Source organism: Vogesella alkaliphila (assembly GCF_014652475.1).
GTDB lineage: Bacteria > Pseudomonadota > Gammaproteobacteria > Burkholderiales > Chromobacteriaceae > Vogesella > Vogesella alkaliphila.
Genome location: NZ_BMYW01000002.1, coordinates 19,875 through 45,268, shown reverse-complemented (window position 1 = coordinate 45,268; position 25,394 = coordinate 19,875). Strand labels below are relative to the sequence as shown.

25 protein-coding genes are annotated in these 25,394 nt (G+C 66.9%); 15 read left to right on the top strand and 10 right to left on the bottom strand.

Going from position 1 to position 25,394, the window contains the following annotated elements:
- Nucleotides 1-67: 67 nt before the first annotated feature.
- Complete coding sequence (locus IE100_RS03375) at nt 68-1,288, bottom strand: FAD-dependent monooxygenase (RefSeq protein ID WP_189372745.1); 1,221 nt, start codon at nt 1,286-1,288, stop codon at nt 68-70.
- A 72-nt stretch (nt 1,289-1,360) separates the two neighbouring features.
- Complete coding sequence (locus IE100_RS03370; protein WP_189372744.1) at nt 1,361-2,278, bottom strand: LysR family transcriptional regulator; 918 nt, start codon at nt 2,276-2,278, stop codon at nt 1,361-1,363.
- A gap of 184 nt (nt 2,279-2,462) precedes the next feature.
- Between IE100_RS03370 and IE100_RS03365 the strand changes: the two genes are divergently transcribed.
- The 3 genes from IE100_RS03365 to IE100_RS03355 all read left to right on the top strand — a co-directional run bounded on the left by IE100_RS03365 (nt 2,463) and on the right by IE100_RS03355 (nt 5,230).
- On the top strand, nt 2,463-3,335 hold the full coding sequence (locus tag IE100_RS03365; protein ID WP_189372743.1) for a DMT family transporter: 873 nt from the start codon (nt 2,463-2,465) through the stop codon (nt 3,333-3,335).
- A 62-nt stretch (nt 3,336-3,397) separates the two neighbouring features.
- The gene (locus IE100_RS03360) at nt 3,398-4,294 is read left to right on the top strand and encodes a hypothetical protein (protein ID WP_189372742.1); all 897 of its coding nucleotides are present in this window, start codon (nt 3,398-3,400) and stop codon (nt 4,292-4,294) included.
- A 138-nt stretch (nt 4,295-4,432) separates the two neighbouring features.
- Nucleotides 4,433-5,230, top strand: a complete 798-nt coding sequence (locus tag IE100_RS03355) for a CHAD domain-containing protein (RefSeq protein ID WP_189372741.1) — start codon at nt 4,433-4,435, stop codon at nt 5,228-5,230.
- Nucleotides 5,231-5,425: 195 nt separating this feature from the next.
- On the opposite strand, the gene IE100_RS03350 is transcribed toward IE100_RS03355, so the two are convergent.
- Both IE100_RS03350 and IE100_RS03345 read right to left on the bottom strand, forming a co-directional pair.
- A complete protein-coding gene (locus IE100_RS03350) occupies nt 5,426-6,061 on the bottom strand; it encodes a Clp protease ClpP (RefSeq protein ID WP_189372740.1) in 636 nt (211 codons plus the stop codon).
- A 117-nt stretch (nt 6,062-6,178) separates the two neighbouring features.
- Entirely contained in the window at nt 6,179-6,778 is a 600-nt protein-coding gene (locus tag IE100_RS03345) for a short chain dehydrogenase (protein WP_189372739.1), read from the bottom strand.
- Between the two features lie 95 nt (nt 6,779-6,873).
- Between IE100_RS03345 and IE100_RS03340 the strand changes: the two genes are divergently transcribed.
- Nucleotides 6,874-7,821 carry a LysR family transcriptional regulator gene (locus IE100_RS03340; protein WP_189372738.1) on the top strand — a complete coding sequence of 316 codons (948 nt, stop codon included), beginning with the start codon at nt 6,874-6,876 and terminating at the stop codon, nt 7,819-7,821.
- Nucleotides 7,822-7,870: 49 nt separating this feature from the next.
- On the opposite strand, the gene IE100_RS03335 is transcribed toward IE100_RS03340, so the two are convergent.
- Nucleotides 7,871-8,467: a BPSL1445 family SYLF domain-containing lipoprotein gene (locus tag IE100_RS03335; RefSeq protein WP_189372737.1), complete on the bottom strand. Its 597-nt coding sequence runs from the start codon at nt 8,465-8,467 to the stop codon at nt 7,871-7,873.
- Nucleotides 8,468-8,928: 461 nt separating this feature from the next.
- The gene (gene mfd / locus IE100_RS03330; protein ID WP_189372736.1) at nt 8,929-12,330 is read right to left on the bottom strand and encodes a transcription-repair coupling factor; all 3,402 of its coding nucleotides are present in this window, start codon (nt 12,328-12,330) and stop codon (nt 8,929-8,931) included.
- A gap of 246 nt (nt 12,331-12,576) precedes the next feature.
- On the opposite strand from mfd, the gene IE100_RS03325 reads away from it, so the two are divergent.
- From IE100_RS03325 to IE100_RS03280, 10 genes are all read left to right on the top strand, one after another.
- Nucleotides 12,577-15,750, top strand: a complete 3,174-nt coding sequence (locus IE100_RS03325) for a sensor domain-containing protein (protein WP_229800207.1) — start codon at nt 12,577-12,579, stop codon at nt 15,748-15,750.
- A 223-nt stretch (nt 15,751-15,973) separates the two neighbouring features.
- Complete coding sequence (gene rlmB / locus IE100_RS03320; RefSeq protein WP_189372734.1) at nt 15,974-16,720, top strand: 23S rRNA (guanosine(2251)-2'-O)-methyltransferase RlmB; 747 nt, start codon at nt 15,974-15,976, stop codon at nt 16,718-16,720.
- A 172-nt stretch (nt 16,721-16,892) separates the two neighbouring features.
- Nucleotides 16,893-17,015 (top strand): multicopper oxidase domain-containing protein, encoded by a 123-nt coding sequence (locus tag IE100_RS03315; protein WP_229800206.1) that lies wholly within the window; start codon nt 16,893-16,895, stop codon nt 17,013-17,015.
- A gap of 2 nt (nt 17,016-17,017) precedes the next feature.
- Nucleotides 17,018-17,320, top strand: a complete 303-nt coding sequence (locus IE100_RS03310; protein WP_189372733.1) for a metal-sensitive transcriptional regulator — start codon at nt 17,018-17,020, stop codon at nt 17,318-17,320.
- Nucleotides 17,321-17,349: 29 nt separating this feature from the next.
- Entirely contained in the window at nt 17,350-17,556 is a 207-nt protein-coding gene (locus IE100_RS03305) for a heavy-metal-associated domain-containing protein (protein WP_189372732.1), read from the top strand.
- Between the two features lie 148 nt (nt 17,557-17,704).
- The gene (gene rpsF / locus IE100_RS03300) at nt 17,705-18,082 is read left to right on the top strand and encodes a 30S ribosomal protein S6 (protein WP_189353388.1); all 378 of its coding nucleotides are present in this window, start codon (nt 17,705-17,707) and stop codon (nt 18,080-18,082) included.
- Nucleotides 18,083-18,100: 18 nt separating this feature from the next.
- A complete protein-coding gene (gene priB, locus IE100_RS03295; RefSeq protein ID WP_189372731.1) occupies nt 18,101-18,400 on the top strand; it encodes a primosomal replication protein N in 300 nt (99 codons plus the stop codon).
- A 4-nt stretch (nt 18,401-18,404) separates the two neighbouring features.
- The gene (gene rpsR / locus IE100_RS03290; protein ID WP_189372730.1) at nt 18,405-18,632 is read left to right on the top strand and encodes a 30S ribosomal protein S18; all 228 of its coding nucleotides are present in this window, start codon (nt 18,405-18,407) and stop codon (nt 18,630-18,632) included.
- 21 nt (nt 18,633-18,653) lie between these two features.
- Nucleotides 18,654-19,103: a 50S ribosomal protein L9 gene (rplI, locus tag IE100_RS03285; RefSeq protein WP_189372729.1), complete on the top strand. Its 450-nt coding sequence runs from the start codon at nt 18,654-18,656 to the stop codon at nt 19,101-19,103.
- A gap of 162 nt (nt 19,104-19,265) precedes the next feature.
- The gene (locus IE100_RS03280) at nt 19,266-19,448 is read left to right on the top strand and encodes a hypothetical protein (RefSeq protein ID WP_229800205.1); all 183 of its coding nucleotides are present in this window, start codon (nt 19,266-19,268) and stop codon (nt 19,446-19,448) included.
- 73 nt (nt 19,449-19,521) lie between these two features.
- On the opposite strand, the gene IE100_RS03275 is transcribed toward IE100_RS03280, so the two are convergent.
- The gene (locus IE100_RS03275; protein ID WP_189372728.1) at nt 19,522-19,917 is read right to left on the bottom strand and encodes a hypothetical protein; all 396 of its coding nucleotides are present in this window, start codon (nt 19,915-19,917) and stop codon (nt 19,522-19,524) included.
- A gap of 216 nt (nt 19,918-20,133) precedes the next feature.
- A complete protein-coding gene (locus IE100_RS03270) occupies nt 20,134-22,965 on the bottom strand; it encodes an FAD-binding and (Fe-S)-binding domain-containing protein (protein WP_189372727.1) in 2,832 nt (943 codons plus the stop codon).
- Between the two features lie 141 nt (nt 22,966-23,106).
- Between IE100_RS03270 and IE100_RS03265 the strand changes: the two genes are divergently transcribed.
- Nucleotides 23,107-23,661, top strand: a complete 555-nt coding sequence (locus tag IE100_RS03265) for a hydrolase (protein WP_189372726.1) — start codon at nt 23,107-23,109, stop codon at nt 23,659-23,661.
- Nucleotides 23,662-24,000: 339 nt separating this feature from the next.
- Here IE100_RS03265 and IE100_RS03260 read toward each other — a convergent pair whose 3' ends face one another.
- Both IE100_RS03260 and IE100_RS03255 read right to left on the bottom strand, forming a co-directional pair.
- Nucleotides 24,001-24,435: a hypothetical protein gene (locus IE100_RS03260; RefSeq protein ID WP_189372725.1), complete on the bottom strand. Its 435-nt coding sequence runs from the start codon at nt 24,433-24,435 to the stop codon at nt 24,001-24,003.
- A complete protein-coding gene (locus IE100_RS03255) occupies nt 24,432-25,376 on the bottom strand; it encodes a Nudix family hydrolase (RefSeq protein WP_189372724.1) in 945 nt (314 codons plus the stop codon). Before IE100_RS03255 ends, IE100_RS03260 begins: the two co-directional genes overlap by 4 nt.
- Between the last annotated feature and the right edge of the window lie 18 nt (nt 25,377-25,394).

The window sequence follows — 25,394 nt, the reverse complement described above, 5'->3', positions numbered from 1 at the left end:
TTGTTTGGTGCTTGCGCTTATCGAGCAGCAAGGACACGCTGCGGCCAGGGTTGGCCGCAGCGTGTTTTCATTTGCCGGGCAGGCCGATGCGCAGGCCGCGCGCCAGCGGCGACAGGCCCAGAGCGTAGCGCACCACTTCCTGTTTCAGCCGGCCGGGGCGGTTGGCCAGCTTCAACGCCAGATTGCGCAGCAGGCGCAGCGTCGGCGCGCTGTTGCCGAAGCCGTAGCAGAAGGCATCCATCAGCCGCTGCATGGCGTGGTTGGGCAGCATGCGCTGGCGCTGGTAGCGCTGCAGCAGCACCGGTGCCGCCGGGTCCTGCCCCAGGCGGAAGGCCTCGTGCAGCAGCGCGGACAGCGCCTGCACATCCTGGAAGCCGAGGTTGACGCCCTGTCCGGCCAGCGGGTGGATGGTGTGCGCGGCGTCGCCGGCCAGCACCACGCGGCCGCGATAGTACTGCTGCGCGTGGCGGCGGGTGAGGGCGAAGCTGCCGCGGCTGACCAGCTGGCGCAGCACCGGCAGGCGGGTGGGGAATTCGCGCTGGAAGGCGGCGATCAGCGCCGCTTCGCTGAGGGTTTCCAGCTCGCGTACCCGTGCCGGCTGGTGGTACCACACCAGCGACGCGTAGTCGCCGGGCAGTGGCAGCAGCGACTGCGGGCCGTCGGCGGTGAACTGCTGCCAGGTGATGTCGCGCTCGCCGCCCTCGATGGCGAAGGTGGCGACAAAGGCGTGCATCGGGTAGTCGTGGCTGTTGATGCCGATGCCGGCCAGCCGGCGCGCGGCGGACTGGGCGCCGTCGGCGGCCACCACCAGTCGGGCGGCGAACTGGCGACCGCTGCCCAGCGTCACCAGGCAGTGATCGCCCTGTTCGCTCAGCGATTGCAGCAGGTCGGGGCAGATCAGTTCGACATTGCCGTGCTGCGCTAACGCCTGCTGACAGGCCAGCTGCACGATGCGGTTCTCGATGATGTGGCCCAGCTCGGCCTCGCCCAGTTCGGCGGCGTCGAACAGCGTGCCTTCCTGCTCGTCGTTTTCCCACACCAGCATGCGCCGGTACGGCGCGCTGCGCATCGCCTCAATATATGGCCAGGCGCCGATGGCGGACAGCAGTTGACGCGATGCCGGGCTGATGGCGGACACGCGCAGGTCCGGCGCGCTGGCCGGATCGAAGGCGGCGGGCGCCTGTTGTTCCAGCACCACGATGCGGCGGCCGGTGTCGGCCAGCGCCGCGGCCAGTGCCGCCCCGACCATGCCGCCACCGACGATGAACAGATCAGCTTGTTCGACCATGTTTAGCCTCTTGTACCGAATAAAGTCGGGGCCGACTTTAGCAGTACGCCTTGCGGCCAACCTTGGTCTGGGTCAAATCCCGTCCAGCGCCGCCTGCAACCGCGGAATGATGAAGGAGATGAAGGCTTGGTGCTTGCGCGGCATCGGCTGGTGGTAGGCAAACACCAGGAACACCGGCCAGCCGGCGGCGCGCCACTGCGGCAGCACCGCGACAATGTCGCCTTTTTCCAGCAGCGGCCTGGCCATGTAGCTGGGCAACAGGCCGATGCCGTGCCCCGCCTGGATGATGCTGGACACCACCGCGTACTGGTCCACCACCAGCGACGGGCAGATGTTGAGGGTGGCGCTGGTGTCGTCGCAGGCCAGCCGCCATTCGCTGCCCTGCTTGCCGTAGTAGGCGTTGCTGATCAGGCGGTGCTGGTGCAGCTGCTCGGTGCTGTCCGGCGCCGGGTGCTGCGCCAGATAGGCCGGGCTGGCGTACAGCGCCTCCCACACCAGGCCCACCGGGCGCGCCACCAGCCGGTCGTCGTGGACATTGCGCGTGCGCAGGGTAAAATCCAGCCCCTCGCCGACCGGGTCCTGGATGCGGTTTTCCACGATCAGTTCGATGCGCAGCGCCGGGTACAGCATGGTCATCTCCGCCAGCAGCGGCCCCAACAGCTGTTGCGCGAGGCCGGCGGAGCAGCCGATGCGCAGCACGCCTTCCACGCTGTCGCGCGCCTGTTCGATGTCGTGACGCACGCTGTCCAGCAGCTCGCGCAGGCGGGTGGCGTGCGCGGCCAGGCGCTGGCCGCTCTCGGTGAGCGCCACGCGACGGGTATTGCGCAGCACCAGCACGGTGCCCAGCTCCTGTTCCAGTTCCTTGATCAGCTGGCTGATGCGGCTCTTGGCGCAGTGCAGCGCCTCGGCGGCGGCGGTGAAACTGCCGTGACGGGCGAGGGCGTCGAAAGCCAGAAGCGCGTCAGGCGAAAGGGTGGGTGTTGTTTTCATTGCAGAACAATCTGTTTAGCATCTTGTGGTATTCAGTAGTGTAACGCGGGATTAAGCTGTCGTTCACCTCGCTGTCATGGTTTCGCAACCTGCGCGACGGTTGATGCACTCCAGTGTGACCTATGGCCGACCGCCCATGTCGGCCATTTTTTTTGCCGCCGCGCCGGCTGCCAGACGGAAAATCATGTTGCCCTATATCGCCTTGACCACGGCCATGCTGCTGTGGGCCAGCTCCTTCATCGCCCTGAAAACGGTGTTCCAGGTATTCGACCCGCTGTTCGTGCTGTTCTGCCGCATGGTGATCGCCACCGCGCTGCTGCTGCCGCTGATGGCGTGGCGGGGCAGTCGCTGGCACTACCGCGCCGGCGACTGGAAGTGGATCCTGCTGCTGGGCCTGTGCGAGCCGTGCCTGTACTTCCTGTTCGAGGCGCAGGCGCTGCTGTACACCAGCGCCTCGCAGGCCGGGCTGATCACCGCCACGCTGCCGGTGCTGGCCGCGCTCGGCGCGCTGCTGTTCCTGCGCGAGCGCCTTGGCCGGCGCGCCTGGTGCGGCATCGCCATCTCGCTGCTGGGCGTGGCGTGGCTGACGCTGACCAGCGAATCCTCGGCCGCGGCGCCCAATCCGCTGCTGGGCAACACGCTGGAGTTCCTCGCCATGGTCTGCGCCACCGGTTACGTGCTGATGGCGAAGAAGCTGTCCAGCCGCTACTCGGCGCTGGCGATCACCGCGATCCAGACGGTGATGGGGTGCGTCTGGTTCGGCGTCAGCCTGCTGACGCCGTGGGCCAGCTGGCCGCAGGCGTTCCCGGCCGACGCGGTGTTCTGGGTGGTGTACCTCGGCGCCTTCATCACCCTTGGCGCCTACGGTCTGTACACCTGGTCGGTGTCCAAGGTGCCGGTGGCGATGGCGGCGGCCTTCATCAACCTGATCCCGGTGTTCACCCTGCTGCTGGCCGGCCTGCTGCTGGACGAGCGCCTCAACGGCTGGCAGTGGCTGGCCTGCCTGCTGGTGCTGGGCGGGGTGATGCTGAGCCAGAGCAAGCGCGGTGCGGCCTGAGTTTGCCGCCGGGCGATAGTGTATTACCCTTGCACTTTGGCATTATTCACCGGTGGCTTTTCATGACGTCTTATCTCGCGGCGCTCGCCGCTTCCTGCTGCCTGCTGCTGCCGGCACTATCCCAAGCCCAGACGCCGGCCATCGCCCACGGCGCGGCCGTGCCGGCCACACCGGCCGCCGCCCACGACATACCAAAGGCGGCGCCGCACGAGAAGCTGCCACCGTCGATGCGGCCGCTGTCGCCGCCGGTGCCGGTCTACCATCCGCCACGGCGCCTGCCGCAACAGGCCGTGCACTACGCCCGGCCGGCGGCCAAGCGTCAGCAGCACGCCGCGGCGGCGCGCCGGCCGGCGATGGCCCCGTCGCTGCGCGCCGCCGCCGCGCTGGCTAGCCGGCTGTTGCCGCGCGGCCAGCATGGCGACAAGTCGCCGCGGCTGGCGGTGCTGGCCTGTGCCGACGGTGCGCCGCGCCACGGCGCGCAGGGCACGCTGTACCTGGTGCAGAACCCCGGCAACCAGCTGCTGCTGGGCGAGGCGGGTGTCAGCCACGCGGTGCGTCAGCTGCGCACGCCGCTGCTGCTGGTGCTGGCCAGTGCCGACTGCAAGGCGGTCAACACCGCGCGCGGCGATTTCTCGGCACTGCCGCTGGCCGAGCAGCGCACGTTGCTGAGCATCAATGTGGACAAGGGCGGCACGCCGCTCTCGGCGCAGCTGGACAACCTCGACAACCAGGTCGAGGCGGCGGTGCTGCACTACGGCGGCGAGGTCGAGGCCGGCCGGCTGTCGGTGATCGGTGCCTACTACGATGCCGCCGGCCAGCTGGGCAAGCGCGGCCAGCTGGTGGTGACCAGCATCAACGGCGAACGCGACAAGGCCACCATCGCGCGCCTGCTGCGGCAGCGGGCGGTGTTCAATGCCGCCACCGGCATCGGCACGCCACTGGCCGGCGCCGGCCACTGAACCCTGCGGCGCCTGAGGCGATTGCGGCCAACCTTGTACGGCAAGGTTGGCCGCAATGCCTTGTGGCGTCGTTCGCGCCTGCCGTGACGGCGCGCCTGTACTACGCTACACAGCAACAGCCTGTCGAAAGCCCGCGCCATGTCCGCCTCTGCCCGCCGCATCCTGAAACGACGCCTCGCCCGCTATTGCCGCGACATCCTGCTGGCACGGCAGCAGCTGAGCGCGGCCGACAACGGCGAGGCGCTGCACCAGTTGCGCATCGGCCTGCGCCAGCTGCGCAGCCTGCTGCGCGGCCTCAGTACCTTGCCGGGCGCGGCGCCGCTGCTGCGGCTGTCCGCGCAGTTGCGGCAGCTGGCCTGCGCCGGCAATGACTGGCGCGACCGCGAGGTGCGGCTGGCGCTGCTGCAACAGGCGGCCGGCGCGGCCGACAGCAGCGACTTTGCCGCCTGGCGCCGGCGCGAGCTGACGGCGCTGCAGGCCGGACGCCTGGACTTGCAGCAGCAGGCGATGGCGCTGGATGCGCTGCTGCCGGCCTTGCAGCGCGCCTGCATCCCGCTGCTGGCGCGCCGCAACCGGCGTCTGCGGTGCACGCTGCGGCGGGCGCTGCTGCAGACGCGGCGCCGCTATCGCCGCGCCCGGCGCGACTGGCGACGGCAGCCGGACGACGCCTTGCTGGCGCACCGGCTGCGGCTGCTGGCCAAGCGGCTGCGCTACCAGATCGAGGCTTGCGGCAAGCTGCTGGGCCGGCGCTGGCAGCGGCGGGCGCAGCGTGCCCGCGACTGGCAGCAGCAGCTGGGCGACGAGCGCGACCGGCAGTTGCTGCTGCAGAGCATCGAGCGCGATCGCATCCCGCTGCCGGCGGCGGCGCGGCGCTGGCTGGAGCAGGGTGCCGGCGCCAAGCTGGGCGGCCTGCTGTCTGCGACCGGAGGAGCCTGAATACCGGGCCTTGCCGGTTCCAGCAATGAACTGCTTGCGGCCAGGCTTGCGCGCACGCTACGTCGTCGGCGGCGGAGGGTGAACCGGCGAACGTCTATCGCCTGGCGCCGCCGCGCGCACGGCTGGCCGCCGCCATCCCCGCGCGACCGGATCAGCCCGGCCTGGCCTGGGGTGCACCAGACTGCCACGTCGCACTCACTCGCTTTTCCTGGTGCGCGGCTTGCGCGGCGCAGTGGTCGGCAACCCTTGCTGGATGCGGTGCAGGCGGTGGCGGATGTCGTCGGTATCGAGCCAGATGTCCTCGCCGCGGAAGATGCGCTCCAGCTCCTCCGCGCTGAGGAAGGGCATGCACACGTGGCGCATCACCTTCTCGAACCACTTGCCGCTGGCCATCACCTGCGCCTGCTGCTCGTTGCCCTTGCCGATCAGCGCCGACGAGTAATTGTGGAACATCAGCTGGCAGGTGTCGTGCACGATCAGCTCGTCGCCGGCGAGGAAGATCAGTGCGCCCATCGAGTAGGCACGCGCCTCCAGGATGGTGATCACGTGCGCCGGGCTGGCGGCGATGTTGTTGATGATCTGCAGCCCGGTATCGAAATTGCCGCCCTGGGTGTTCAGGTGCAGGAAGATGATGTCGGATTCGCTGGTGCTGCGCAGCGTATACAGCAGGTCGGTGTAGTGGATCGGCTCGCCGATCTCGCCGGACAGGTAGAACGAGATCTGGCGGATCACGCCCTGGGTTTCGTAGCGGCGGAACAGCGGCACCTTCTTGCTGTCGTCGTCTTCGTCTTCTTCCAGCGCGGCGCTTGGGATGAGGTGTGGCTTGTGCATCGCGGCTCCTTGGCTGAAATCGAGAACAGGTACTTGGCAGCCATGTCTTGATGGTAGTGCCATCCGCCGCCGTCTGCTGCCGGATGGCGGGCAGACGGCCGAGCCGGGCGTTGCAGCTTACTGCACCTTGTACACCTTGCCGCTGTTGGCGCCTTCCACACTCTTGCTGTACGCCAGCGCCACCCGTGCCGCCGGCGCGGATTCAAAGCCGCGGAAGTACGGGGCGTGCTCCGGCAGCGATTCGGTCAGCACCGTCGGGCTGACCACGTTGATGCGCAGCCCGCGCCGCAGCTCGATGGCGGCGCTGCGCACAAAGCCTTCCAGCGCGGCGTTGGCCATGCTGGCGCCACTGCCGTACACGATGGGCTCCTCGCCGAGAATGCCGCTGGTGAGGGTGAAACTGCCGCCGTCGTTGAGCAGGTGCTGGCCGGCCAGTACCAGGTTGACCTGGCCCAGTAGCTTGTCCTGCAGGCCGATCTGGTATTGCTCCGGGGTGAACTCGGCCAGCGCGCCAAAATGCACGTTGCCGGCGGCGCTCACCACCGCGTCCAGCGGGCCGGCGGCGGCGTACATCGCCTGCACGCTGGCCAGATCCGCCATGTTCACCCGCAGCTCGCCGCTGTTGCGGCCGGCGGTAATGATCTGGTGGCGGGCTTGCAGTTCGGCGCTGACCGCGCGGCCGATGGTGCCGTTGGCACCGATGATCAGGATACGCATCACTCACTCCTTGGTTTTAGTTTGTTCACGTGATTAATGCTATCTGGACTTTTTGCCGCGATAATCGGCCTAATGGTGAATAAACTGTCAACCTGATGAAAACAATCGATCTGGCCGGAGAGGCACAGCAACTGCAGTGGGCGATGGCCTTCGTGGCGGTGGTGGAGCAGGGCAGCTTTACCGCCGCCGCCGACAGCCTGCTGGTATCCAAGTCATTGCTCAGCAAGCAGCTGCGCCAGCTGGAGGCGGCGCTGGGCGCCCAGCTGCTGTATCGCACCACCCGCCGCCTGCTGCTGACCGAGGCCGGCGAGCTGTACCTGTCGCACTGCCGCGACTGGCTGCAGCGGGTGCAGGCGGCACGGCAGGCGCTGGCCGAGCTGCGCGAAGACATCGCCGGCAGCCTGCGGCTGACGGTGCCCACCAGTTTCGGCGGCGTCTTCATGGCGCAGGCGATGCTGGCGCTGCGGGCGCAATACCCGGCGCTGCAGCTCGAGCTGGATCTGTCGTCGCATACCCGTGATCTGGAAGCGGACGGCTTCGATCTGGCTATCCGCGCCAATATCCCGCCGCCGGAGCGGCTGGTGGCGCGGCCGCTGGCCGAGGTGGCGGACTGGCTGGTGGCGGCGCCAGCCTATCTGGAGACACGCGGCACGCCGCAGCAGCCGGCCGAGCTGGCCGCCCACGATTGCCTGTGCAACAGCCACTTTGCGCATGGCCGCCACTGGGTGTTCCAGCGCGACGGCGCGCTGCAGACCGTGGACGTGCGCGCGCCGCTCGCGGTGAACGACTACAACCTGATCCGCAACCTGGCCTTGCAGTCGGCAGGCATCGCGCGGCTGCCGGCCTATCTGGTGGGCGGCGATGTGGCGGCCGGACGCCTGCAACGGCTGCTGCCGGACTATCGCAGCGGCGGGCAGCAGCTGTACCTGGTCTACCCGCAGCGGCTGCCGCAACCGGCCAAGCAGCGGGTGCTGGTGGCGTTCCTGCTGCAGTGGTTCGCCGCGCCGGAACAGGCGGCGCTGCTGGGGCATCAGCCGGGCTGATGCCAACAAAAACGGGCCGCAGTGCGGCCCGTTGCCGGTGAGGTCCGGCCTACATGTCCAGCCGGGTGATGCGGGTGCCCTCCAGCGTCAGGTTGGCCATCAGCCCGCTGTTGGTCATCACGAAGCCGATCACCGGCTGCGTCGCGGTGTTGAGGTCGATCTCGCCGTTGGCGCCGACATTGAGCAGCGCGACGGAGGCATCGGCGCCCACGGTCCAGCCGCTGCCGGTGCGGAATTTGTTGAGCGCGTCCTGGGTCATGAACAGGAAGATCACCGCCTTGGATTGCGCGCCGATCTGCCAGCCGAAGGAGCCGCTGACGGTCTGGTAGTAGCCGGCGGGCTTGCCTTCCATGCGCAGCGCGCCCTTGCCGTATTCGGCGCCCACCACCAGCCCGGCGGCGATCACCGACGGGAATACCAGCACACCCTTGGCCTTGGCCACCAGCTCCTGCGAGCCGCGCGCGTTGCCGTACAGCCGCGTCAGGGTGCTGTCGTAGGCGCTGTCGATCTCGCGTTTTTCGTTGGCGATGCTGGCGGCGTCGCGGTTGGCCTGCGTGGTGGTGAGATGACCGCCGCCGGTGGTGGTGCAGCCGGCCAGTAGCGACAGCGTGACGCCGAGGGCGACACCCAGTTTGCGAACTTGCATGATGTTCTCCTGATACTTGCCATCCGGCGTACCGCGCGGTTGCCGTGCGGCGTCCGGTGATGCGGGAAAAGGGCAGGGCCGGGGCCGCGGGCGGATCGGGGCGGGCAACAGGGGGCGGATGGCGTGGGGATAAGGGGGAACGGCTCTCCTGAAGGGCGTGGAATGACGCCAACCCGGCCACCCGAGCACGAGCGGCATGACGCGGCATAAGGGAGAAGTGGCTCACGGCTGGCGGCCGGGTGTCACCGGGCTGGTGCATTCCTTCCGTCGTTATAGGCGATGAAGATGGCGCCAGCCCGTTGATTTAGCAAACAATTCATTGCGGATGCGGTGTTTCGCATTTCATGCTTTATGGCTAAAAAAGCGCCAGTTCGGGCCACGGCGGGGGAGGCCAGAAAGCCTTGCGGCCAACCCTGGTGACAAGGTTGGCCGCAAGGGGCGGACGAGGCTCCGGCTTTCGCTCAGCCCAGCTCGCGCAGCAGCTCCTTCACCCGCACGATGCGCATCGCCACGTCCGGGATGCTGCTTTCCACGCGCAGCTTGTCCTGGCCAGCCAGCCGGTAGTTACGCTTGGTCTGGATCAGCTGGATGATCTTCATCGGGTCGATGGGCGGGTTCTTGATGAAGGTCAGCTGCAGCGCCACCTCGCTGGCGTCCAGCTTCTGGATGCCGATCACCTTCGCCGCCAGCCGCAGGCGGTGGCTTTCGATCAGCGTCTTCACGCTTTGCGGCGGCAGGCCGAAGCGGTCGATCAGCTCCTCGTGGATGGTGTCGATCTCGTCCTCGCTTTCGCAGGTGGCGAGGCGCTTGTAGATGATCAGCCGCTCGTGCACGCCGGGGCAGTACTCGTCCGGCAGCAGCGCCGGGCTGTGCAGGTTGATCTCGGTGGTCACGCCCAGCGGCGCGTCCAGGTCCGGCTCGCGGCCCTTTTTCAGGTCGCGCACCGCCTGCTTCAGCATCTCGGTGAACAGCGAAAAACCGACTTCCTGCATCTCGCCCGACTGGCCCTCGCCCAGCACCTCGCCGGCGCCGCGGATCTCCAGATCGTGCATCGCCAGGTAGAAGCCGGCGCCCAGTTCCTCGGACGCCTGGATCGCCTCCAGCCGCTTCTGCGCGTCGCGGGTCATGCCGTCGCCGGTGAGCAGGTAGGCGTAGGCCTGATGGTGGCTGCGGCCAACCCGACCGCGCAGCTGGTGCAGCTGGGCGAGGCCGAACTTGTCGGCGCGGTTGATCAGGATGGTGTTGGCGTTGGGGATGTCGATGCCGGTCTCGATGATGGTGGAGCACAGCAGCACGTTGTAGCGCTGCTGCAGGAAGTCGCGCATCACCTGTTCCAGCTCGCGCTCGCGCAGCTGGCCGTGGGCGACGCCGATGCGCGCCTCCGGCACCAGTCCGGCCAGCTTCTCGCGCATGTTCTCGATGGTGTCGACCTCGTTGTGCAGGAAGAACACCTGCCCGCCGCGCTTGAATTCGCGCAGCATCGCCTCGCGGATGATGCCGTTGCCGATCGGGCTGACGAAGGTCTTCACCGCCAGCCGGCGCGACGGCGCGGTGGTGATGGCGGAGAACTCGCGCAGCCCTTCCAGCGCCATCGACAGCGTGCGCGGGATCGGCGTCGCGGTCAGCGTCAGCACGTCGACGTTGGCGCGCAGCCGTTTCAGCTGCTCCTTCTGCCGCACGCCGAAGCGGTGCTCCTCGTCGATGATGACGAGGCCGAGGTTCTTGAACTCGACATCCGGCTGCACCAGCTTGTGGGTGCCGATCACGATGTCGATGCTGCCGGCGGCCAGGCCTTCCATCGCCTGCTTCACTTCCTTCGCGCTCTTGAAGCGCGACAGCTCGGCGATCTTCACCGGCCAGTCGGCAAAGCGGTCGGAGAAGTTCTGGTAGTGCTGCTCGGCCAGGAGCGTGGTCGGCACCAGCACCGCCACCTGCTTGCCGCCCATCACCGCGACGAAGGCGGCGCGCAGCGCGACCTCGGTCTTGCCGAAGCCGACGTCGCCGCACACCAGGCGGTCCATCGGCCGGCCGCCGGTCATGTCGGCGATCACCGCCTCGATGGCGGCGGCCTGGTCGACGGTTTCCTCGAAGCCGAAGCCGGCGGCGAAGGCGTCGTAGTCGTGGTGGCTCAGCGTGAAGGCGTGGCCTTCGCGCGCCGCGCGCTGCGCGTACAGGTTGAGCAGCTCGGCGGCGGTGTCGCGCGCCTTCTCGGCGGCCTTTTTCTTGGCCTTGTCCCAGGCCGGGTTGCCCAGCCGGTGCAGGGTGACCTCGTCGCTGGCGCGGCCGGCGTAGCGGCTGATCAGCTGCAGCTGCGACACCGGCACGTACAGCGTGGCGCCCTCGGCGTACTCCAGCTGCATCATCTCGGTTTCGCCTTCGCCGAGGTCGATCGACACCAGGCCCATGTAGCGGCCGATGCCGTGCGCCTCGTGCACCACCGGGTCGCCGACCTTGACCTCGGCCAGGTCGCGCAGCATGGCGTCGGAGCTGGCCGCGCTCTTGCGGCGCTTGCCGTGGCTGCGCGCGATGTGCTGGTACAGCTCGGCCTCGGTGACGATGGCCAAGTTGGCCGCAGCGATTTCAAAGCCGGAGAACAGCGGCGTGGCGGCCAGCGCCAGCGGCTGCCGGCCGTCGGCGAAGGCCTGCCAGCTGTCCACCGGCTGCGGCTGGATGCCGTTGTCGCGCAGGAACTGGAACAGCGTCTCGCGGCGGCCCAGGCTCTCGGCGGCGATCAGCACCCGGCCGCCGTAGCGCTGGATGAAGCCGGCCAGCTTGGCCAGCGGGTTGTCGGCGCGGCGCTCGACGCCGAGGTCGGGCAGCGGCAGGTAGTCGCCCTGCGACTCGCCGTCGCTGGTCAGCTCGATGCGCGGGTAGGGTTTCAGCGCCGCCATCAGCTCGTCCGGACGCAGGAACAGTTCGCCCGGCGGCAGCACCGGTCGTTCCGGATTGCCGCCGGCCATGTTGTAGCGGCTCTGCGCGTCACGCCAGAAGCCTTCCGCCTCGGCCAGCACGTCGCCGTGCACGATCACGCCCGCCGCCGTGCCGAGGTAGTCGAACAGCGTGGCGGTGGCGTCGAAGAACAGCGGCAGGTAGTACTCGATGCCGGCCGGCCACAGGTTGTTGGACACGTCCTTGTAGATGCGGCTCTTGCTCGGATCGCCCTCCATCTGCTCGCGGTAGTGCTGGCGGAAGGCGGTGACGCCGGCCTCGTCGGTCGGGTACTCGCGCGCCGGCAGCAGGCGGATCTCCGGCACCGGGTACAGCGTGCGCTGGGTGTCCGGGTCGAAGGTCTTCAGGCTGTCGATCTCGTCGTCGAACAGGTCGATGCGGTAGGGCAGCGCGCTGCCCATCGGGAACAGGTCGATCAGGCCGCCGCGGAGCGAGAACTCGCCGGGGGCGACCACCTGCGACACGTGCTGGTAGCCGCCGGTGACCATGTCCGCGCGCAGCTTGTCCACGTCCAGCCGCTGCTTCTGCTTCAGCCAGAAGGTGCGCGACAGCAGGAAGCTGACCGGCGACAGGCGGGTGATGACGGTGGACACCGGCGCGATCACCACGTCGCACTCGCCATTGCGGATTTGCCACAGCGTGGCCAGCCGTTCCGACACCAGGTCGCTGTGCGGCGAGAAGTGGTCGTAGGGCAGCGTTTCCCAGTCCGGCAGCAGGGCGATGCGCAGCTCGGGGCGGAAGAACGGCAGCTCGGCCTGCAGCCGCTGCGCGTCCTGCGCGCTGGCGGTGAGGATCAAAACCGGCTGTCCCGGATGCGGCAGCGCAGCAATCAGCGCGCTGTCGGCACTGCCCGCCGGCCGTGCCAGCCGGGTTCTTTGCCCGCTGGCGGGCCACGATCGCAAAGAGGAGGTCATATCGCTATACATTCGCAAAGAGGCGGGTATTATAGCAACGCCACCGGATGACATGGCCGCGCAAGACGGCTAACCAATATCGATAAAATCCGGGGTATTACCCGCGTACGTTTTCACCAGAAAACCCTGTCTTCCCGGCCTGTTACCGGGCCGGCAGGCCATACGCCATCAGCTGATAAGGGTAGGGGAGCAGTGGAGAGACAAACCCGGAACGCCGTACTGGCGTTCGTCGTTTTCGTGGCCGGCATGTCTGCGTGGCCCGCGCAGTTGGCCGCGCCCTTGTTGCCGGCGATGTTCCTGTCGCACGGGGCGCTGGCGTGGCGCGCCGGCAGTGCCGGCCTGCGAGGCAGCCTTGCCTGGTGTGCGCTGGGCGTGGCCGCCGCGCTGTGGCTGCTGCCGCCGCTGCCGGCGCTACTGTGGAGCGCCACGCTGTGCCTGCCGCTGCTGGGGTTGCGCCGGGTGCTGCCGCCGCGCCATTTCCGCCTGTACAGCGCCTTCGGCATCGAGCGGCTGATGCTGCGCCTGTGCCTGCCGGCGCTCCTGATCGTGCTGCCGCTGGCGCTCTCGTCGCTGGCGTCGCCGCTGCAGTGGCTGGGCTGGTTTGCGCTGGCGTGGCTGTCGCTGCTGCTGGGCTGCGGCCTGCTGTTCACGCCGGCCCCCGGCCGCGCGATGCAGCTGCGCACGCTGTGGCTGGGCGCGCTGATGGCCGGCGGCTTTGCGCTGCTGTGGCTGCCGTTTGGCCAGCCGCAACTGCTGTACTGCCTGATTTTGCTGCTGCCGCTGCTGGTGTTCGCCGCGCCGCGCTACGGCAGCGTCGGCCAGAGCGCGCTGCTGGCGCTGGCCTTGCTGCTGCTGTCGCTACCCTTGCGCCTGGGCGTGCCGGGCTGGGCGGTGCTGCAGGAGACCCAGGCGGCGCTGACCATGGCGCTGTGCGCCGGCCTGCTGTGCGGCGTGGCGGTGATGGGCGATCTCTACCGCCGCCGCGAACGCCTGCTGCGCGACGTGCGAGCGCAGTTCGAATCCCTGCTCAACCAGAGCACCAGCCTGATGACGCTGAAGGACACCAACGGCCGCTACCTGCTGGTGAACCTGAACTTTGCCCGCCTGTTCGGCCTGCCGGCCGAGCACTTCAAGGGCAAGACCTCGCGCGACGTGTTCGACGCCGACGAGGCGGCCCGCATCAATGGCCACGACCTGCAGGTGATGCACAGCCTGGAGTCGCGCCAGTTTGAGCAGCGCGTCAGCAGCGGCGGCAAGAGCTACCTGATGCTGTCCAGCGTGTTCCCGTTGTTCGACAGCGACGGCCTGCCGGCCGGCGTCGGCAGCATCTCGGTGGACATCAGCCAGCGCGAGGAAGAAGAACGCCAGCGCCACGAGGCGATGGAGAAGTACCGCGCGGTGGTGGAGCAGTCGCTGATCGGCATCTACATCGTGCAGGGCGACACCCTGGTCTACGTCAATCCCAAACTGTCCGACCTGGTCGGCTACGCGGCGGAGGACTTGCTCGGCCGCTCGATCACCTCGGTGCTGGTGGCCGGCGAGGACGAGCGCATCCGCCTGCAGATCCGTCGCCGCCTGCGCGAGAACATCCAGGTGATGCACTACACCACGCGCCTGCTGCACCAGAGCGGCGACATCGTCGATGTCGAGATCCACAGCCGGCTGTTCGACTACCAGGGCAGGAAGGCGATCATCGGCGTGGTGATGGACATCTCCGAGCGCGTGGCCGCCAGCGCCGAGCTGAGGTTGGCCGCAACAGTGTTCGACAACGCCACCGAGGGCATCCTGGTCACCGACGGCGACGGCGCGGTGGTGATGGTCAACAAGGCCTTTACCCGCATCACCGGCTTTGCCTCCGACGAGGCCATCGGCCGCACCTCGCGCATGCTGAAAACCGCCAACCGCGAGCGCAACAAGCCGCTGATCGACGCGCTCAACCAGCAGGGCTTCTGGAAGGGCGAGATGTTCGACCGCCGCAAGTGCGGCGAGCCGTACACCGCCGAGCTGTCGATCAGCGCGGTGCGCGACGCCCACGGCGCGCTGTCGCACTACGTCGGCGTGTTCTCCGACATCACCGGCCGCAAGCAGGCGGAAGACCGGTTGCAGTTCCTCGCCAGCCACGATCCGCTGACGCGGCTGCCGAACCGCTCGGCGCTGATCGAGGCGCTGGACAGCGCCATCGCCAGCCCGGACGAGGCGCTGCCGACCATGGCGCTGATGTTCATCGACCTCGACCGTTTCAAGCTGATCAACGACTCCTTCGGCCACCAGGCCGGCGACGAGGTGCTGCACGAGATCGCGGGGCGGCTGCTGCAGGCGGCGGAGCGCTTCGGCATGGTGGCGCGCCTGGGCGGCGACGAGTTCACCCTGCTGGTGCGCGACTTCGACAACCACGAGACGCTGGCGCGGATGGCGGAAGAGGTGCTGCACGCGCTGGCGCGGCCGATGCGGGTGGAAAGCCACGAGGTGTTCGTCAGCGGCAGCATCGGCATCAGCGTCTATCCCAACGACGGCGTCGACGCCGCCGCGCTGCTGAAGAACGCCGACGCCGCGATGTACCGCGCCAAGGAAGCCGGCAAGAATACCTACCAGTTCTTCGACGCGCAGATGAACGCGCAGACCTTCGAGCGGCTGCTGATGGAGAGCGGCCTGCGCCAGGCGCTGGAGCGCGGCGAGTTCGAGCTGCACTACCAGCCGCAGGTGGCCTGCGACGATCACCAGCTGGTCGGCGTCGAGGCGCTGATCCGCTGGCGCCATCCGCACCTGGGGCTGGTGTCGCCGGCGCGCTTCATTCCGCTGGCGGAGGAAACCGGCCTGATCAAGCCGATCGGCGCCTGGGTGCTGCGCGAGGCCTGCCGCCAGATGACGGAATGGGACGCCGCGGGGCTGGCCATTCCGCGACTGGCGGTGAACCTGTCGGCGCGCCAGTTCGAACAGCAGAGCCTGCTGCACGACGTGGCCGAGGTGCTGGCCAGCACCGGGCTGGAGCCGGCGCGGCTGGATCTGGAGATTACCGAGAGCATGCTGATGCAGAACCCGCAGGAGGCGGTGCTGCTGCTGGGCGAACTGAAGGCGCTGGGGGTGAGGCTGTCGATCGACGACTTCGGCACCGGCTACTCCTCGCTGTCCAACCTGAAGCGCTTCCCGCTGGACTACCTGAAGATCGACCGCTCCTTCATCGAGGGCCTGCCCGGCGACGAGGACAGCGCCGCCATCACCGAAGCCATCATCGCGATGGCGCGCAAGCTGCACTACACGGTGATCGCCGAAGGCGTGGAGACCGCGGAGCAGGGCGCCTTCCTGCGCCTCAACGGCTGCGCGATCCTGCAGGGCTACTACTTCAGCAAGCCGCTGCCTGCGGCCAACCTTGCCGGCTGGCTGCTCAAGCACCAGCAGCGCTGCCAGGCCAGCCTGACCTGAGAACCTGTTCAATGTCTGCTGCGACTGATCCCAACTTGGGGCGATACGGCGTTGAAAACGGCTTCGGCATGCTTGTCTATATCCAGCCAGGCGCCGCTTCCTCAGCCGTTTTCGCCTTGTCTCGCGTGAGCGCGCGAGACTTTGAACAGGCTCTGAGCACGGCCGTCATGCGCGGGCGAATAAAGCGCTACAATGCGCGCTTGATTTTTACTGGTGATGCCTCATGAGCAACAAGAAACTCATTCACGGCTTCCATGCCGTCAATGCCCGCCTGTGGCAAAACCCGAAAAGCGTACTGGAAATCTTTCTGGCCGGCGGCCGTCAGGACGTGCGCGCGCAGGCGGTGCTGGACAAGGCTGCCGCCGAGGGCGTGAAGGCGCACATCGTCGACAAGGAGCGCCTGGACAGCATGACCGGCAAGGCGCGCCACCAGGGCGTGGTGGCGATGATCGACGCCAACCAGAACTTCGTCACCCTCGACGACGTGCTGGAAAACCTGTCCGAGCCGCCGCTGCTGCTGATCCTCGACGGCGTCACCGACCCGCACAACCTGGGCGCCTGCCTGCGCGTGGCCGACGCCATGGGCGCGCACGCGGTGATCGCGCCGAAGGACCGCTCGGCGACGCTGAACGCGACGGTCTCCAAGGTGGCCTGCGGCGCCGCCGAGGTGGTGCCCTACATCACCGTCACCAACCTCGCGCGTACGCTGCGCGACCTGAAGGATGCCGGAGTGTGGATCGCCGGCACCGACATGGAAGGCAGCACCGACCTGTACCACTTCGACGGCAGCGGCCCGCTGGCGTGGGTGATGGGCGCCGAGGGCGAGGGCATGCGCCGCCTGACGCGCGAACACTGCGACGTGCTGGTGTCGATCCCGATGTTCGGCACCGTGGAGAGCCTCAACGTGTCGGTGTCCGCCGGCATGGTGCTGTCCGAAAGCCGCCGCCAGCGGGTGCTGAAGGCGTCGTAAGCCGCCGCCGTGCGCGACAAGGTTGGCCGCAACGTGCAAGCGTTGCGGCCTTTTTGTTGCCCAATGCCCGGTGCGCTGACTCGTCGCTCGCCTGAACTTGCAGCCCGCGCGCGCTCATTGCCTGCATACCTTGTGGGGGTATAGGATGACGGGTATTGAACAGGAGCCCGTGATGGAGCGTCGCTTTTTCCTGCAGGCCGGCAGCGTGCTGCCCGGCCTGCGCATGTATCACTGCCACATCCTGGAACACGAAGACCAGGGCATGATGGCGCAAATCGACTTTTTGCCGAGGTAACCATGGACGACCCGCAACATGACTGCTGCAGCGACAAGCGCGTGGTGCAGCCGGACAAGGCGGCGCTGCTGAAACGGCTGGCGCGGCTGGAAGGCCAGGTGCGCGGCGTGGCCGGCATGATCGACGCCGACCGCTACTGCGTCGACGTGCTGACCCAGATCGCCGCCGCGCGCTCGGCGCTGGACGCGGTGGCACAGCAGCTGCTGGAAAGCCACCTCAAGGGCTGCGTGGCCCGAGCGGTGAACGAGGGCAACAGCGACGAGGCCATCGCCGAGGTGATGGCCCTGCTCAAGAAAATGCGTTAACGCAAGTTTTTATCCGACTGGAGAACGATATGACCAACCTGATCCTGACCGTCGACGGCATGACCTGCGGCGGCTGCGCCAACAGCGTCAAGAAGGCGCTGGCCGGCGTGCCCGGCGTCGCCGAAGTGGAGGTCGATCTCGCCGCCAAGCGCGTCAGCGTGCGGCACGACGGCAGCGCCGACGAAGGCGCGCTGCGCAGCGCCATCGAAAACGCCGGTTTCGACGTGATCGGCTGAGCGCTTTGCCACAGGTTGCACGGCAAAAGCGCGCAATACGTGCCGCGACATTGCGGCACGGCGCATAAGTCCGTACAATCTTCAGCTTTTAACCCTTGCCCTTCGCTATTTCGCATGACGAAGGGTTTTATAGCCACAAGGAGTTCACATGCGGCACTACGAAATCGTGTTCATCGTCCATCCGGATCAGAGCGAACAGGTTGGCGCCATGGTCGAGCGTTACAAGGGCATGGTCCTGAACGCTGGCGGTCAGATTCACCGTCTGGAAGACTGGGGCCGTCGTCAACTGGCTTACCCGATCCAGAAAGTTCACAAGGCTCACTACGTGCTGATGAACGTTGAATGCGCACCAGAGACCCTGGCTGAAATCGAACACGCCTTCAAGTTCAACGACGCCGTTCTGCGTCACCTGACCATCAAGATGAATCGCGCTATCGTCGAAGCATCCCCGATGATGAAGGACGAAAAGGCGAAGAGCTTGCTGGATAACCAGGCAGCTGCAGCCGAGGCTGAAGTTACTGCCTAATCGGCAGGTAACGGATCCTTGCAGAACCGAATTGAACTGACCGCAACGGTCGAACGCGAAGACTCGCTGAGATGCACGCCCGCCGGCTTGCCGGTGCTGGAAATGTGGCTCAGGCATCAATCCCGTCAGAGTGCGGCCAACCTGGAACGTGATGTGGTCTGTGAAATACAGGCCGTGTTGCTGGGGGAGGCCGCCAGAAAAATGGCCGGCAAGATGGCAGGCAATACCGTGCAGTGCACCGGTTTCCTCAGTCAGCGCAGTTTGCGCAATCCACGGTTGGTTCTACACATCGAACACGTTGAATTTGTAAAAGGTTAATCAAATGGCACGTCAACTCTTCAAGCGCAAGAAGTTCTGCCGCTTCACCGCGGAAGGCATCAAAGAAATCGACTACAAGTCTGTCGATCTGCTGAAAGACTTCATCGCCGAAAACGGCAAAATCATCCCGGCTCGTATCACCGGCACCAAGGCTGGCTACCAGCGTCAACTGACAGAAGCTATCAAGCGCGCGCGCTTCCTGGCTTTCCTGCCATTCACTGACCAGCACTAAGACCGGGAAAGGACCGACAAGATGCAAATCATTCTGCTCGAACAAGTCGCCAACCTGGGTACCCTGGGTGACGTGGTAAACGTGAAGAACGGCTACGCCCGTAACTTCCTGATCCCGCAAGGCAAAGCCAAGCGTGCAACTGAAGCCAACCTGAAAGAATTCGAAGCTCGCCGTGCCGAGCTGGAAGCCAAACAGGCTGAAATTCTGGCAGACGCCAAAGTCCGCGCTGAAAAACTGAACGAAGCTACCGTTACCATCGCGCAAAAAGCCGGTGTTGACGGCCGCCTGTTCGGTTCCGTAACCAACGTTGACGTTGCTGAAGCGGTTACCGCTTACGGCGTAGCGATCAAGCGTTTCGAAGTTCGTCTGCCAAACGGCCCGCTGAAGGCCATCGGCGAGTACGACGTCGAAATCGCCCTGCATCACGACGTTGTGGTTGCGATCAAGGTTGTTATCGTTCCTGCTGTTTAAGCAACGATACACCGCGCAAGAAAAGCCGCCTTCGGGCGGCTTTTTTCATGCGCGCTGCCGGCGACGCCGTGTTATGTCGCATTGCACAACGTCAATGTCCTGTTCTCGAACGCCCGTTTGCCCCGCTTGGCGCATAATGTCAACAGATCAATGGAGGGCGCGATGATGGAACTGGTAATTGCTGCGGTATTGTTATTATTCTTTGTTTTTCCGCTGTTCGGTGGCGTGCTGGCCTTTGTCAGCGGCGCGATCCGGCCGCGTTTTCACCATGGCAAGGTGCTGTCCGGCTGGCATCCGCTGAACCCGTACTACAGGCTGTCGCCGTACCACTTCGGCAAACGTTGAGCCGATACCGCCTGCTGCAGAATGGCCCCGCCCGCGCGGGGCTTTTGTTTTGCGGCCAACCTTGGCCGCAGCGTCAGTCCCGTTGCCCGTCTCCCAGCCGGCGCGCTTCCACCTCGAACGGGTTGTCCCGGTACGGCCGCTTGCCGCGCAGCCACAGCCACAGGCTGGCGGCGGGGTAGGCGAGCAGAAACAGCGCGCCCCAGCGCTGGTACTGGCGCACGTGCACCTGCTCGTGCGCGCGCAGCCGTGCCAGCAGCTGCCGGTTCTGGCCGATGATCACGTGGCCGAAGGTGATGGCGGCGAACGGCAGGCGTCGTGCTTTGTCATCCGGCCACAGCGCGATCTCCAGCGCGCCGTGCTGCCGGCTGGCACGGGCGCCGCACAGCAGCAGCGGCAAGGCCAGCAGCAGGCCCAGCAGCGAGCAGGGCGCCGCCCACAGATAGGCGGCGAGGCGACGCAGGCGGCGCATGGCTACTTCGCCGCTCGCGCCAGGCGCGGGTGGTGCTGGCGGGGCGGGTGGAGGAAAACAGTTGGGCTGGCGTGGTGCATGGGCTGGCTTTCGGGTTGGCAGGCTGCTTGCGATAGTGGGCGGCATCGAGCGTCACAGCATGCCATGCGGCGGTGCCGAATGACAAAGCCCGTGCGGCCAACGTGGTGGCGGCACGGGCAGGTGGCGGGATGAGGCTTAGCGTCGCGGCTGTGTCGCGCTATCCACCAGCACCATCAGGTGTTGGTAGGGAATGCCGCTGTGGCTGGACAGGCCGATTTCGCAGGTGGCGCTGGTGGAGAAGCCGCCGCAGCAGCCGGCCACCTGTTGTTGCAGCCCGCTCAGCGCGCTCTCATTCAGCTCCGGGTGCGAAAAGCCCTTGTCGCCGGCAAAGCCGCAGCAGGTGATGCCGGCCGGCTCGATCACCGTCTTAGCACAGCGTTTGGCCAGCGCATTGAGGGTGGCGGACTGGCCTTTCTTGCGCATCGAGCACACCACGTGCAGCGCCACGGTTTCGTCCTGCGGGCTGAACTGCAGATACGGCGCCGCTTCTTCTTCTACAAACGTGGTCACGTCCACGATGCGCAGCCGCGGGTCCTGCATGCCGTCCAGCAGTGCCGCGGTGCACACGCCGTTGTCGATGATCACCGGCCAGCGGCCGTTGTCGCTGGCGATTAGCAGCGCGGCTTCCATCTCGTTGATTTTCTTCTGCGCCGCATCGGCCGCACCCTTGGACTTGAACGGCGTGCCGCAGCACAGGTTGGCGAGGTTGTCCGGGTACAGCAGCTGGTAGCCGGCCTTGTTCAGCACCGAGGCCACCACCTCGTTCAGCGGCCGCGCATCCGGCGCCTTGGCGGACGGCACGAAGGTGCGGGTCAGGCAGGACGGCAGGTACACCACCTTGCGTGCGCTGCTGCTCTGGCCGCTGGCCAGCTGCAGCTTGCCGGCGGCGCGCGGGAAGTACGGTGTCCAGCGCGGGATCTTGCGGCCAAGCACCTGGCGCAGCCCGCGCATGATGGCGCCGGTGGCGGTGTCGCCGGCCACTGCATGCAGGGTGTCCAGCGCCTTCAGCCCCAGCCTGGCGCCGCTGGCGGCGGTGGCGAAGTTGTCGGCCAGGGTGTTGGCGGTAGCCCAGCCGATGTCGGACAGCTGGGCCTGGCGGATCAGGCTGGTCAGGCTGCCGGTGTTGATGCCCACCGGGCAGGCGGTTTCGCACAGCCCGCAGGTGGTACAGGTTTCATCGCCGGCGTACTGGTAGGCGGCGCGGATGTCGGCCAGCCGCTCGCGGTCGCCGGTTTTTTCCAGCAGTGCCATCTCGCGGTTGGCGACGATGCGCTGGCGCGGGGTGAGGGTGATGGCGCGGCTGGGGCACATCACCTCGCAGAAGCCGCATTCGATGCACTTGTCGATCAGCGGGCCCACCGCCGGAATCGGCTTCAGGTCGCGCACGTGCAGCAGCTTGTCGTGGGTGATGATCACGTCCGGGTTGAGGATGCCCTGCGGGTCGAACAGCGCCTTGATTTCCTGCATCAGGCGATAGGCGGCCGGGCCCCACTCCATCTCCACGAACGGCGCCATATTGCGGCCGGTGCCGTGCTCGGCTTTCAGCGCGCCTTCGTACTCCACCGCCACCAGCTGGCACACCGCCTCGATAAACGCTTCGTAGCGGGCGATTTCCTCCGCGCCGCTAAAGTTGGGGGTGAACACGAAGTGCAGGTTGCCTTCCAGCGCGTGGCCGAAAATGATGGCCTCGTGGTAGCCGAACTGGCGGAACAGCGCCTGCAGCTTGAGTGTGCCCTCGGCCAGGTGCTCGATCGGGAAGGCGACGTCCTCGATGATCACCGTGGTTTCCGCCGCGCGCATCGCCCCCACGCTTGGGAACATGCCCTTGCGGATGTTCCAGTACTGGGTGTACTCGGCCACGTCGCTGGTGAAGCGGATGCCGGTTGCGGTGGCGATGTGCTGGATAAAGCCGCTGATGGCCGCCACGTTGGCCGCAATGGCGTCCGGGCTGGCGGCGCGGGTTTCCATCAGGATGGCGGCGGCGTCCGGCCCCAGCGTCTTGATGAAGTCCGGCACCCCGGCCTTGTTCTCCACCGATTTCAGGCTGGCGCGGTCCAGCAGCTCGGCCGACGACACCACATCCTTGTGCTGCGCCAGGATGGCGATCGCGTCGCAGGCGGCCTTGATGCTGTCGTAGAACACCAGCGCCGACGCCTTGTGCGGGTGCTCCACCACGCTGTGGTAGGTGACCTCGGACACGAAGGCCAGCGTGCCTTCGCTGCCCACGATCAGGTGCGTCAGCATCTCTAGCGGGTCGGCAAAATCCAGCAGCGCGTTCAGGCTGTAGCCGGTGGTGTTCTTCATCTTGTACTTGCGGCGGATCTTGGCCGCCAGATCGGCATCGTCCAGCACGCGCTGGCGCAGCGCGGCCAACTGGGCCAGCAGGCCGGCGTGGCTGACGCGGAACGCCGCCACGCTGGCGGCGTCGCCGCTGTCCAGCAGCGTGCCGTCGGCCAGCAGCAGGCGCAGCGATTTCAGCGTCTGGTAGCTGTTCTCGGCGGTGCCGCAGCACATGCCGCTGGAGTTGTTGTTGACGATGCCGCCGATCATCGCCGAGTTGATGGTGGCCGGGTCCGGGCCGATCTTGCGGCCGTACGGCAGCAGCGCGGCATTGGCCTCGGCGCCGATCACCCCCGGCTGCAGGCGGATGGCGGCGCCGTCATCCAGCACCTGCAGCTTCTTCCAGCCGTGGCTGGCCACCACCAGGATCGAGTCGCTCACCGCCTGGCCGGACAGCGAGGTGCCGGCGGCGCGGAAGGTCACCGGCAGCTGCAGGCTGGCGGCCTCGCGCAGGATGGCACGTACCTCGTCCTCGTGCTCGGTCTTGATGACGAGCTTGGGCGTCAGCCGGTAACAGGAGGCGTCGGTGCCGTAGGCCAGCGTCGACAGCGGGTCGCTGAACACCCGGCGCGCGGGTAGCACTTCCAGGATGCGTTGATGGAATTCGCGGTAGGCACCTTGCAGCATGAGACTCTCCGTGTGGCCGTGGCCGGCCTGTTCTGTTCTGGGTTGCTAGCGATGTTGCCACAACACAAACGCTTTCCCATCAGGGGTTTGCCCTTGTTTATGGCAAGCGGTTAAGCTGTTTGCAGCCATGGAGGAGAAATCATGCTGATCGACAAGGAACGGGCCACCCTGCTGGTGGTGGACATCCAGGAAAAACTGCTGCCGGCGGTGCTGGATGCGGAGGGAATGCTGGCGCGCTGCCGCTGGCTGATTGCGGCGGCACACGATGTCGGCCTGCCGGTGGTGTTTTCCGAGCAGTACCCGCAGGGACTGGGCCATACCGCACCATCGCTGCTGGCGGCGGCCCCCGGCGCGGCGGTGGTGAGCAAGCTGCACTTCTCCTGCGTCGCCAGCCAGTGCCTGCCACCGGACTTGCTGCAGCGGCCGCAGGTGGTGGTGTGCGGCATGGAGACCCATGTCTGCGTGCTGCAGACGGTGCTGGAGCTCTTGGCGCACGGCAAGCAGGTGTTCGTGGTGGCGGACGCGGTGTCCAGCCGCAGCCAGATCGACCGCGACGTGGGGCTGCAGCGCATGCGCGATGCCGGCGCGGTGCTGGTGACGCGCGAGATGGTGCTGTTCGAGGCGCTGCAGGTGTCCGGCACCGAGCTGTTCCGCCAGATGAGCAAGCGTTATCTGGTGGGCGCGCAGCCGTCCTGAGGGCGGGGCGAGCGGCCGGCGCGGCGGCCCCAAAAAGGAAAAGGTTGGCCGCAATCGCTTGCGGCCAACCTTGCCTGTTGAGATGACGGCTGAGCCGTTCTGGTTCTCCCTCTATCAAACCCTGCACGTCGTCGTGCCGACGCCGTGTGACTATCCGGAAAAGAAGCCCCGAATTGGCGCATTGCACCAATTCGGGTGGCTTTGCTGCACCACTATTGTGCAAAAAAACTTCGTCAACTGAGCGTTTGGTCGATCGGACCACGCTGCAAACGAAGAACAACACCTGTCGCTCCGTGGAGCAGGGTAATAGTTAGCAAGGAGTGTGCCAGCCTAGCTAGATCAGCCTGCCCGGAAGGCGATGCGATAGATGTGGCCGTTCTGGTGCAGGTCCAGCAGCCAGTCCGGGCTGCCGCTGACGCAGGCCGGCAGCGTGACGCGCGCTTGCCAGTGGTCGCCGCCATCGACGAAGCGGTAGCGGTTGAAGCCCATGTCCATGTCGCGCATCGAGAACTCCGCCGTCGGCGCCTCGCCGCCGTGCTTGCTCAGCGTCAGCGTGAACGGGCTGCGCTGGCGCGGGCCATCGGCAAAGCGCAGCACGCTGCCGTCCGGCAGCGCACAGCCCTGTTGCAGCGTGCTGCAGCTGACGCTGGTGACGGCCGGTGCGGCCGGCTGGCGCTGCTGCAGATACCAGGTGATCAGCGCCACCTTGAGCGCGGCGAACACCAGCAGTGCCAGCGCGATGAACTGCCATTGCCTGCGGCTGAGTGCCTTCATCGCCACGCTCCCCGCATCAGCGCGATGCCGTGCGCGCCGTGCGCACGGGCGGTGTCCAGGTCCGCCGCCTGCAGGCCGCCGATGGCGAATACCGGCAGCGGGATCTCGTCCTGCAGCAGGCGGGCGAAGCCGTCCCAGCCCAGCGCCGCCTGTTGCGGGTGGCTGGCGGTGGGCTGCACGTGGCCGAGCAGCGCGTAGTCGAGGCCCAGTGCCGCGGCGCGCGCCAGTTCCGCGCGGCTGTGCACCGAGGCACCGACCCAGGCCAGGTGCGGCGGGCGCTCGTCCAGTGCGGCCAACCTTTGGCCGCTCAGGTGCAGGCCGTCCACCGGCCAGCCCTTGATCCATGCCGGATCGGTATTGACCAGCAGCTTGCCGCCCCTGGGGTGGACGATGTCGGCCACTTCGGCGACAAAGTCGGCCAGCTGTTCGCGGCTCTTTTGCGGTTCGCGCACGATGACCCAGCCCGGATCGTCACGCTGCGCCAGCACTTCCAGCGTGTGGTCGCGGCCGCACTCGCCGACGCAGCTGATCTGCAGCACGTCCGGCAGTTGCAGCGAGCGCAGCACCGGGTCGTTGGCCGGCAGCATCGGCGTGACGCTGTGATGGCCCGGCGTCTGCCAGGCAAAGGACTGGCCTTCGTGCGGCTGCGGCGTGCCCTGCCACGCCCAGATGCGGAAGAAGCGCAGGTGCACCGATGCGTGCTCGTAGTGGTGGGTGCGCGTCAGCCACGGCGTGGCGTGGCTGATCTCGATGCCCATTTCCTCGCGGAATTCGCGCACCAGCGCCGCCAGCGGCGTCTCGCCGGGCTCGACCTTGCCGCCGGGGAATTCCCAGTAGCCGGCGTAGGGCTTGCCCGCCGGGCGACTGCCGAGCATGAAGCTGCCGTCGGCGTGCATCAGCGCACCGGCGACAACGGAAACAACAGGTTTGGATTCAGACATGATCGGGATCCCGGATGA

Excerpts from the sequence above, each read along its gene's own strand:
- IE100_RS03375 (WP_189372745.1), bottom strand. The coding sequence starts at position 1,288 with ATGGTCGAACAAGCTGATCTGTTCATCGTCGGTGGCGGCATGGTCGGG.
- IE100_RS03370 (WP_189372744.1), bottom strand. The coding sequence starts at position 2,278 with ATGAAAACAACACCCACCCTTTCGCCTGACGCGCTTCTGGCTTTCGAC.
- IE100_RS03365 (WP_189372743.1), top strand. The coding sequence starts at position 2,463 with ATGTTGCCCTATATCGCCTTGACCACGGCCATGCTGCTGTGGGCCAGC.
- IE100_RS03360 (WP_189372742.1), top strand. The coding sequence starts at position 3,398 with ATGACGTCTTATCTCGCGGCGCTCGCCGCTTCCTGCTGCCTGCTGCTG.
- IE100_RS03355 (WP_189372741.1), top strand. The coding sequence starts at position 4,433 with ATGTCCGCCTCTGCCCGCCGCATCCTGAAACGACGCCTCGCCCGCTAT.
- IE100_RS03350 (WP_189372740.1), bottom strand. The coding sequence starts at position 6,061 with ATGCACAAGCCACACCTCATCCCAAGCGCCGCGCTGGAAGAAGACGAA.
- IE100_RS03345 (WP_189372739.1), bottom strand. The coding sequence starts at position 6,778 with ATGCGTATCCTGATCATCGGTGCCAACGGCACCATCGGCCGCGCGGTC.
- IE100_RS03340 (WP_189372738.1), top strand. The coding sequence starts at position 6,874 with ATGAAAACAATCGATCTGGCCGGAGAGGCACAGCAACTGCAGTGGGCG.
- IE100_RS03335 (WP_189372737.1), bottom strand. The coding sequence starts at position 8,467 with ATGCAAGTTCGCAAACTGGGTGTCGCCCTCGGCGTCACGCTGTCGCTA.
- mfd (WP_189372736.1), bottom strand. The coding sequence starts at position 12,330 with ATGACCTCCTCTTTGCGATCGTGGCCCGCCAGCGGGCAAAGAACCCGG.
- IE100_RS03325 (WP_229800207.1), top strand. The coding sequence starts at position 12,577 with ATGTCTGCGTGGCCCGCGCAGTTGGCCGCGCCCTTGTTGCCGGCGATG.
- rlmB (WP_189372734.1), top strand. The coding sequence starts at position 15,974 with ATGAGCAACAAGAAACTCATTCACGGCTTCCATGCCGTCAATGCCCGC.
- IE100_RS03315 (WP_229800206.1), top strand. The coding sequence starts at position 16,893 with ATGGAGCGTCGCTTTTTCCTGCAGGCCGGCAGCGTGCTGCCCGGCCTG.
- IE100_RS03310 (WP_189372733.1), top strand. The coding sequence starts at position 17,018 with ATGGACGACCCGCAACATGACTGCTGCAGCGACAAGCGCGTGGTGCAG.
- IE100_RS03305 (WP_189372732.1), top strand. The coding sequence starts at position 17,350 with ATGACCAACCTGATCCTGACCGTCGACGGCATGACCTGCGGCGGCTGC.
- rpsF (WP_189353388.1), top strand. The coding sequence starts at position 17,705 with ATGCGGCACTACGAAATCGTGTTCATCGTCCATCCGGATCAGAGCGAA.
- rpsR (WP_189372730.1), top strand. The coding sequence starts at position 18,405 with ATGGCACGTCAACTCTTCAAGCGCAAGAAGTTCTGCCGCTTCACCGCG.
- rplI (WP_189372729.1), top strand. The coding sequence starts at position 18,654 with ATGCAAATCATTCTGCTCGAACAAGTCGCCAACCTGGGTACCCTGGGT.
- IE100_RS03280 (WP_229800205.1), top strand. The coding sequence starts at position 19,266 with ATGATGGAACTGGTAATTGCTGCGGTATTGTTATTATTCTTTGTTTTT.
- IE100_RS03275 (WP_189372728.1), bottom strand. The coding sequence starts at position 19,917 with ATGCGCCGCCTGCGTCGCCTCGCCGCCTATCTGTGGGCGGCGCCCTGC.
- IE100_RS03270 (WP_189372727.1), bottom strand. The coding sequence starts at position 22,965 with ATGCTGCAAGGTGCCTACCGCGAATTCCATCAACGCATCCTGGAAGTG.
- IE100_RS03265 (WP_189372726.1), top strand. The coding sequence starts at position 23,107 with ATGCTGATCGACAAGGAACGGGCCACCCTGCTGGTGGTGGACATCCAG.
- IE100_RS03260 (WP_189372725.1), bottom strand. The coding sequence starts at position 24,435 with ATGAAGGCACTCAGCCGCAGGCAATGGCAGTTCATCGCGCTGGCACTG.
- IE100_RS03255 (WP_189372724.1), bottom strand. The coding sequence starts at position 25,376 with ATGTCTGAATCCAAACCTGTTGTTTCCGTTGTCGCCGGTGCGCTGATG.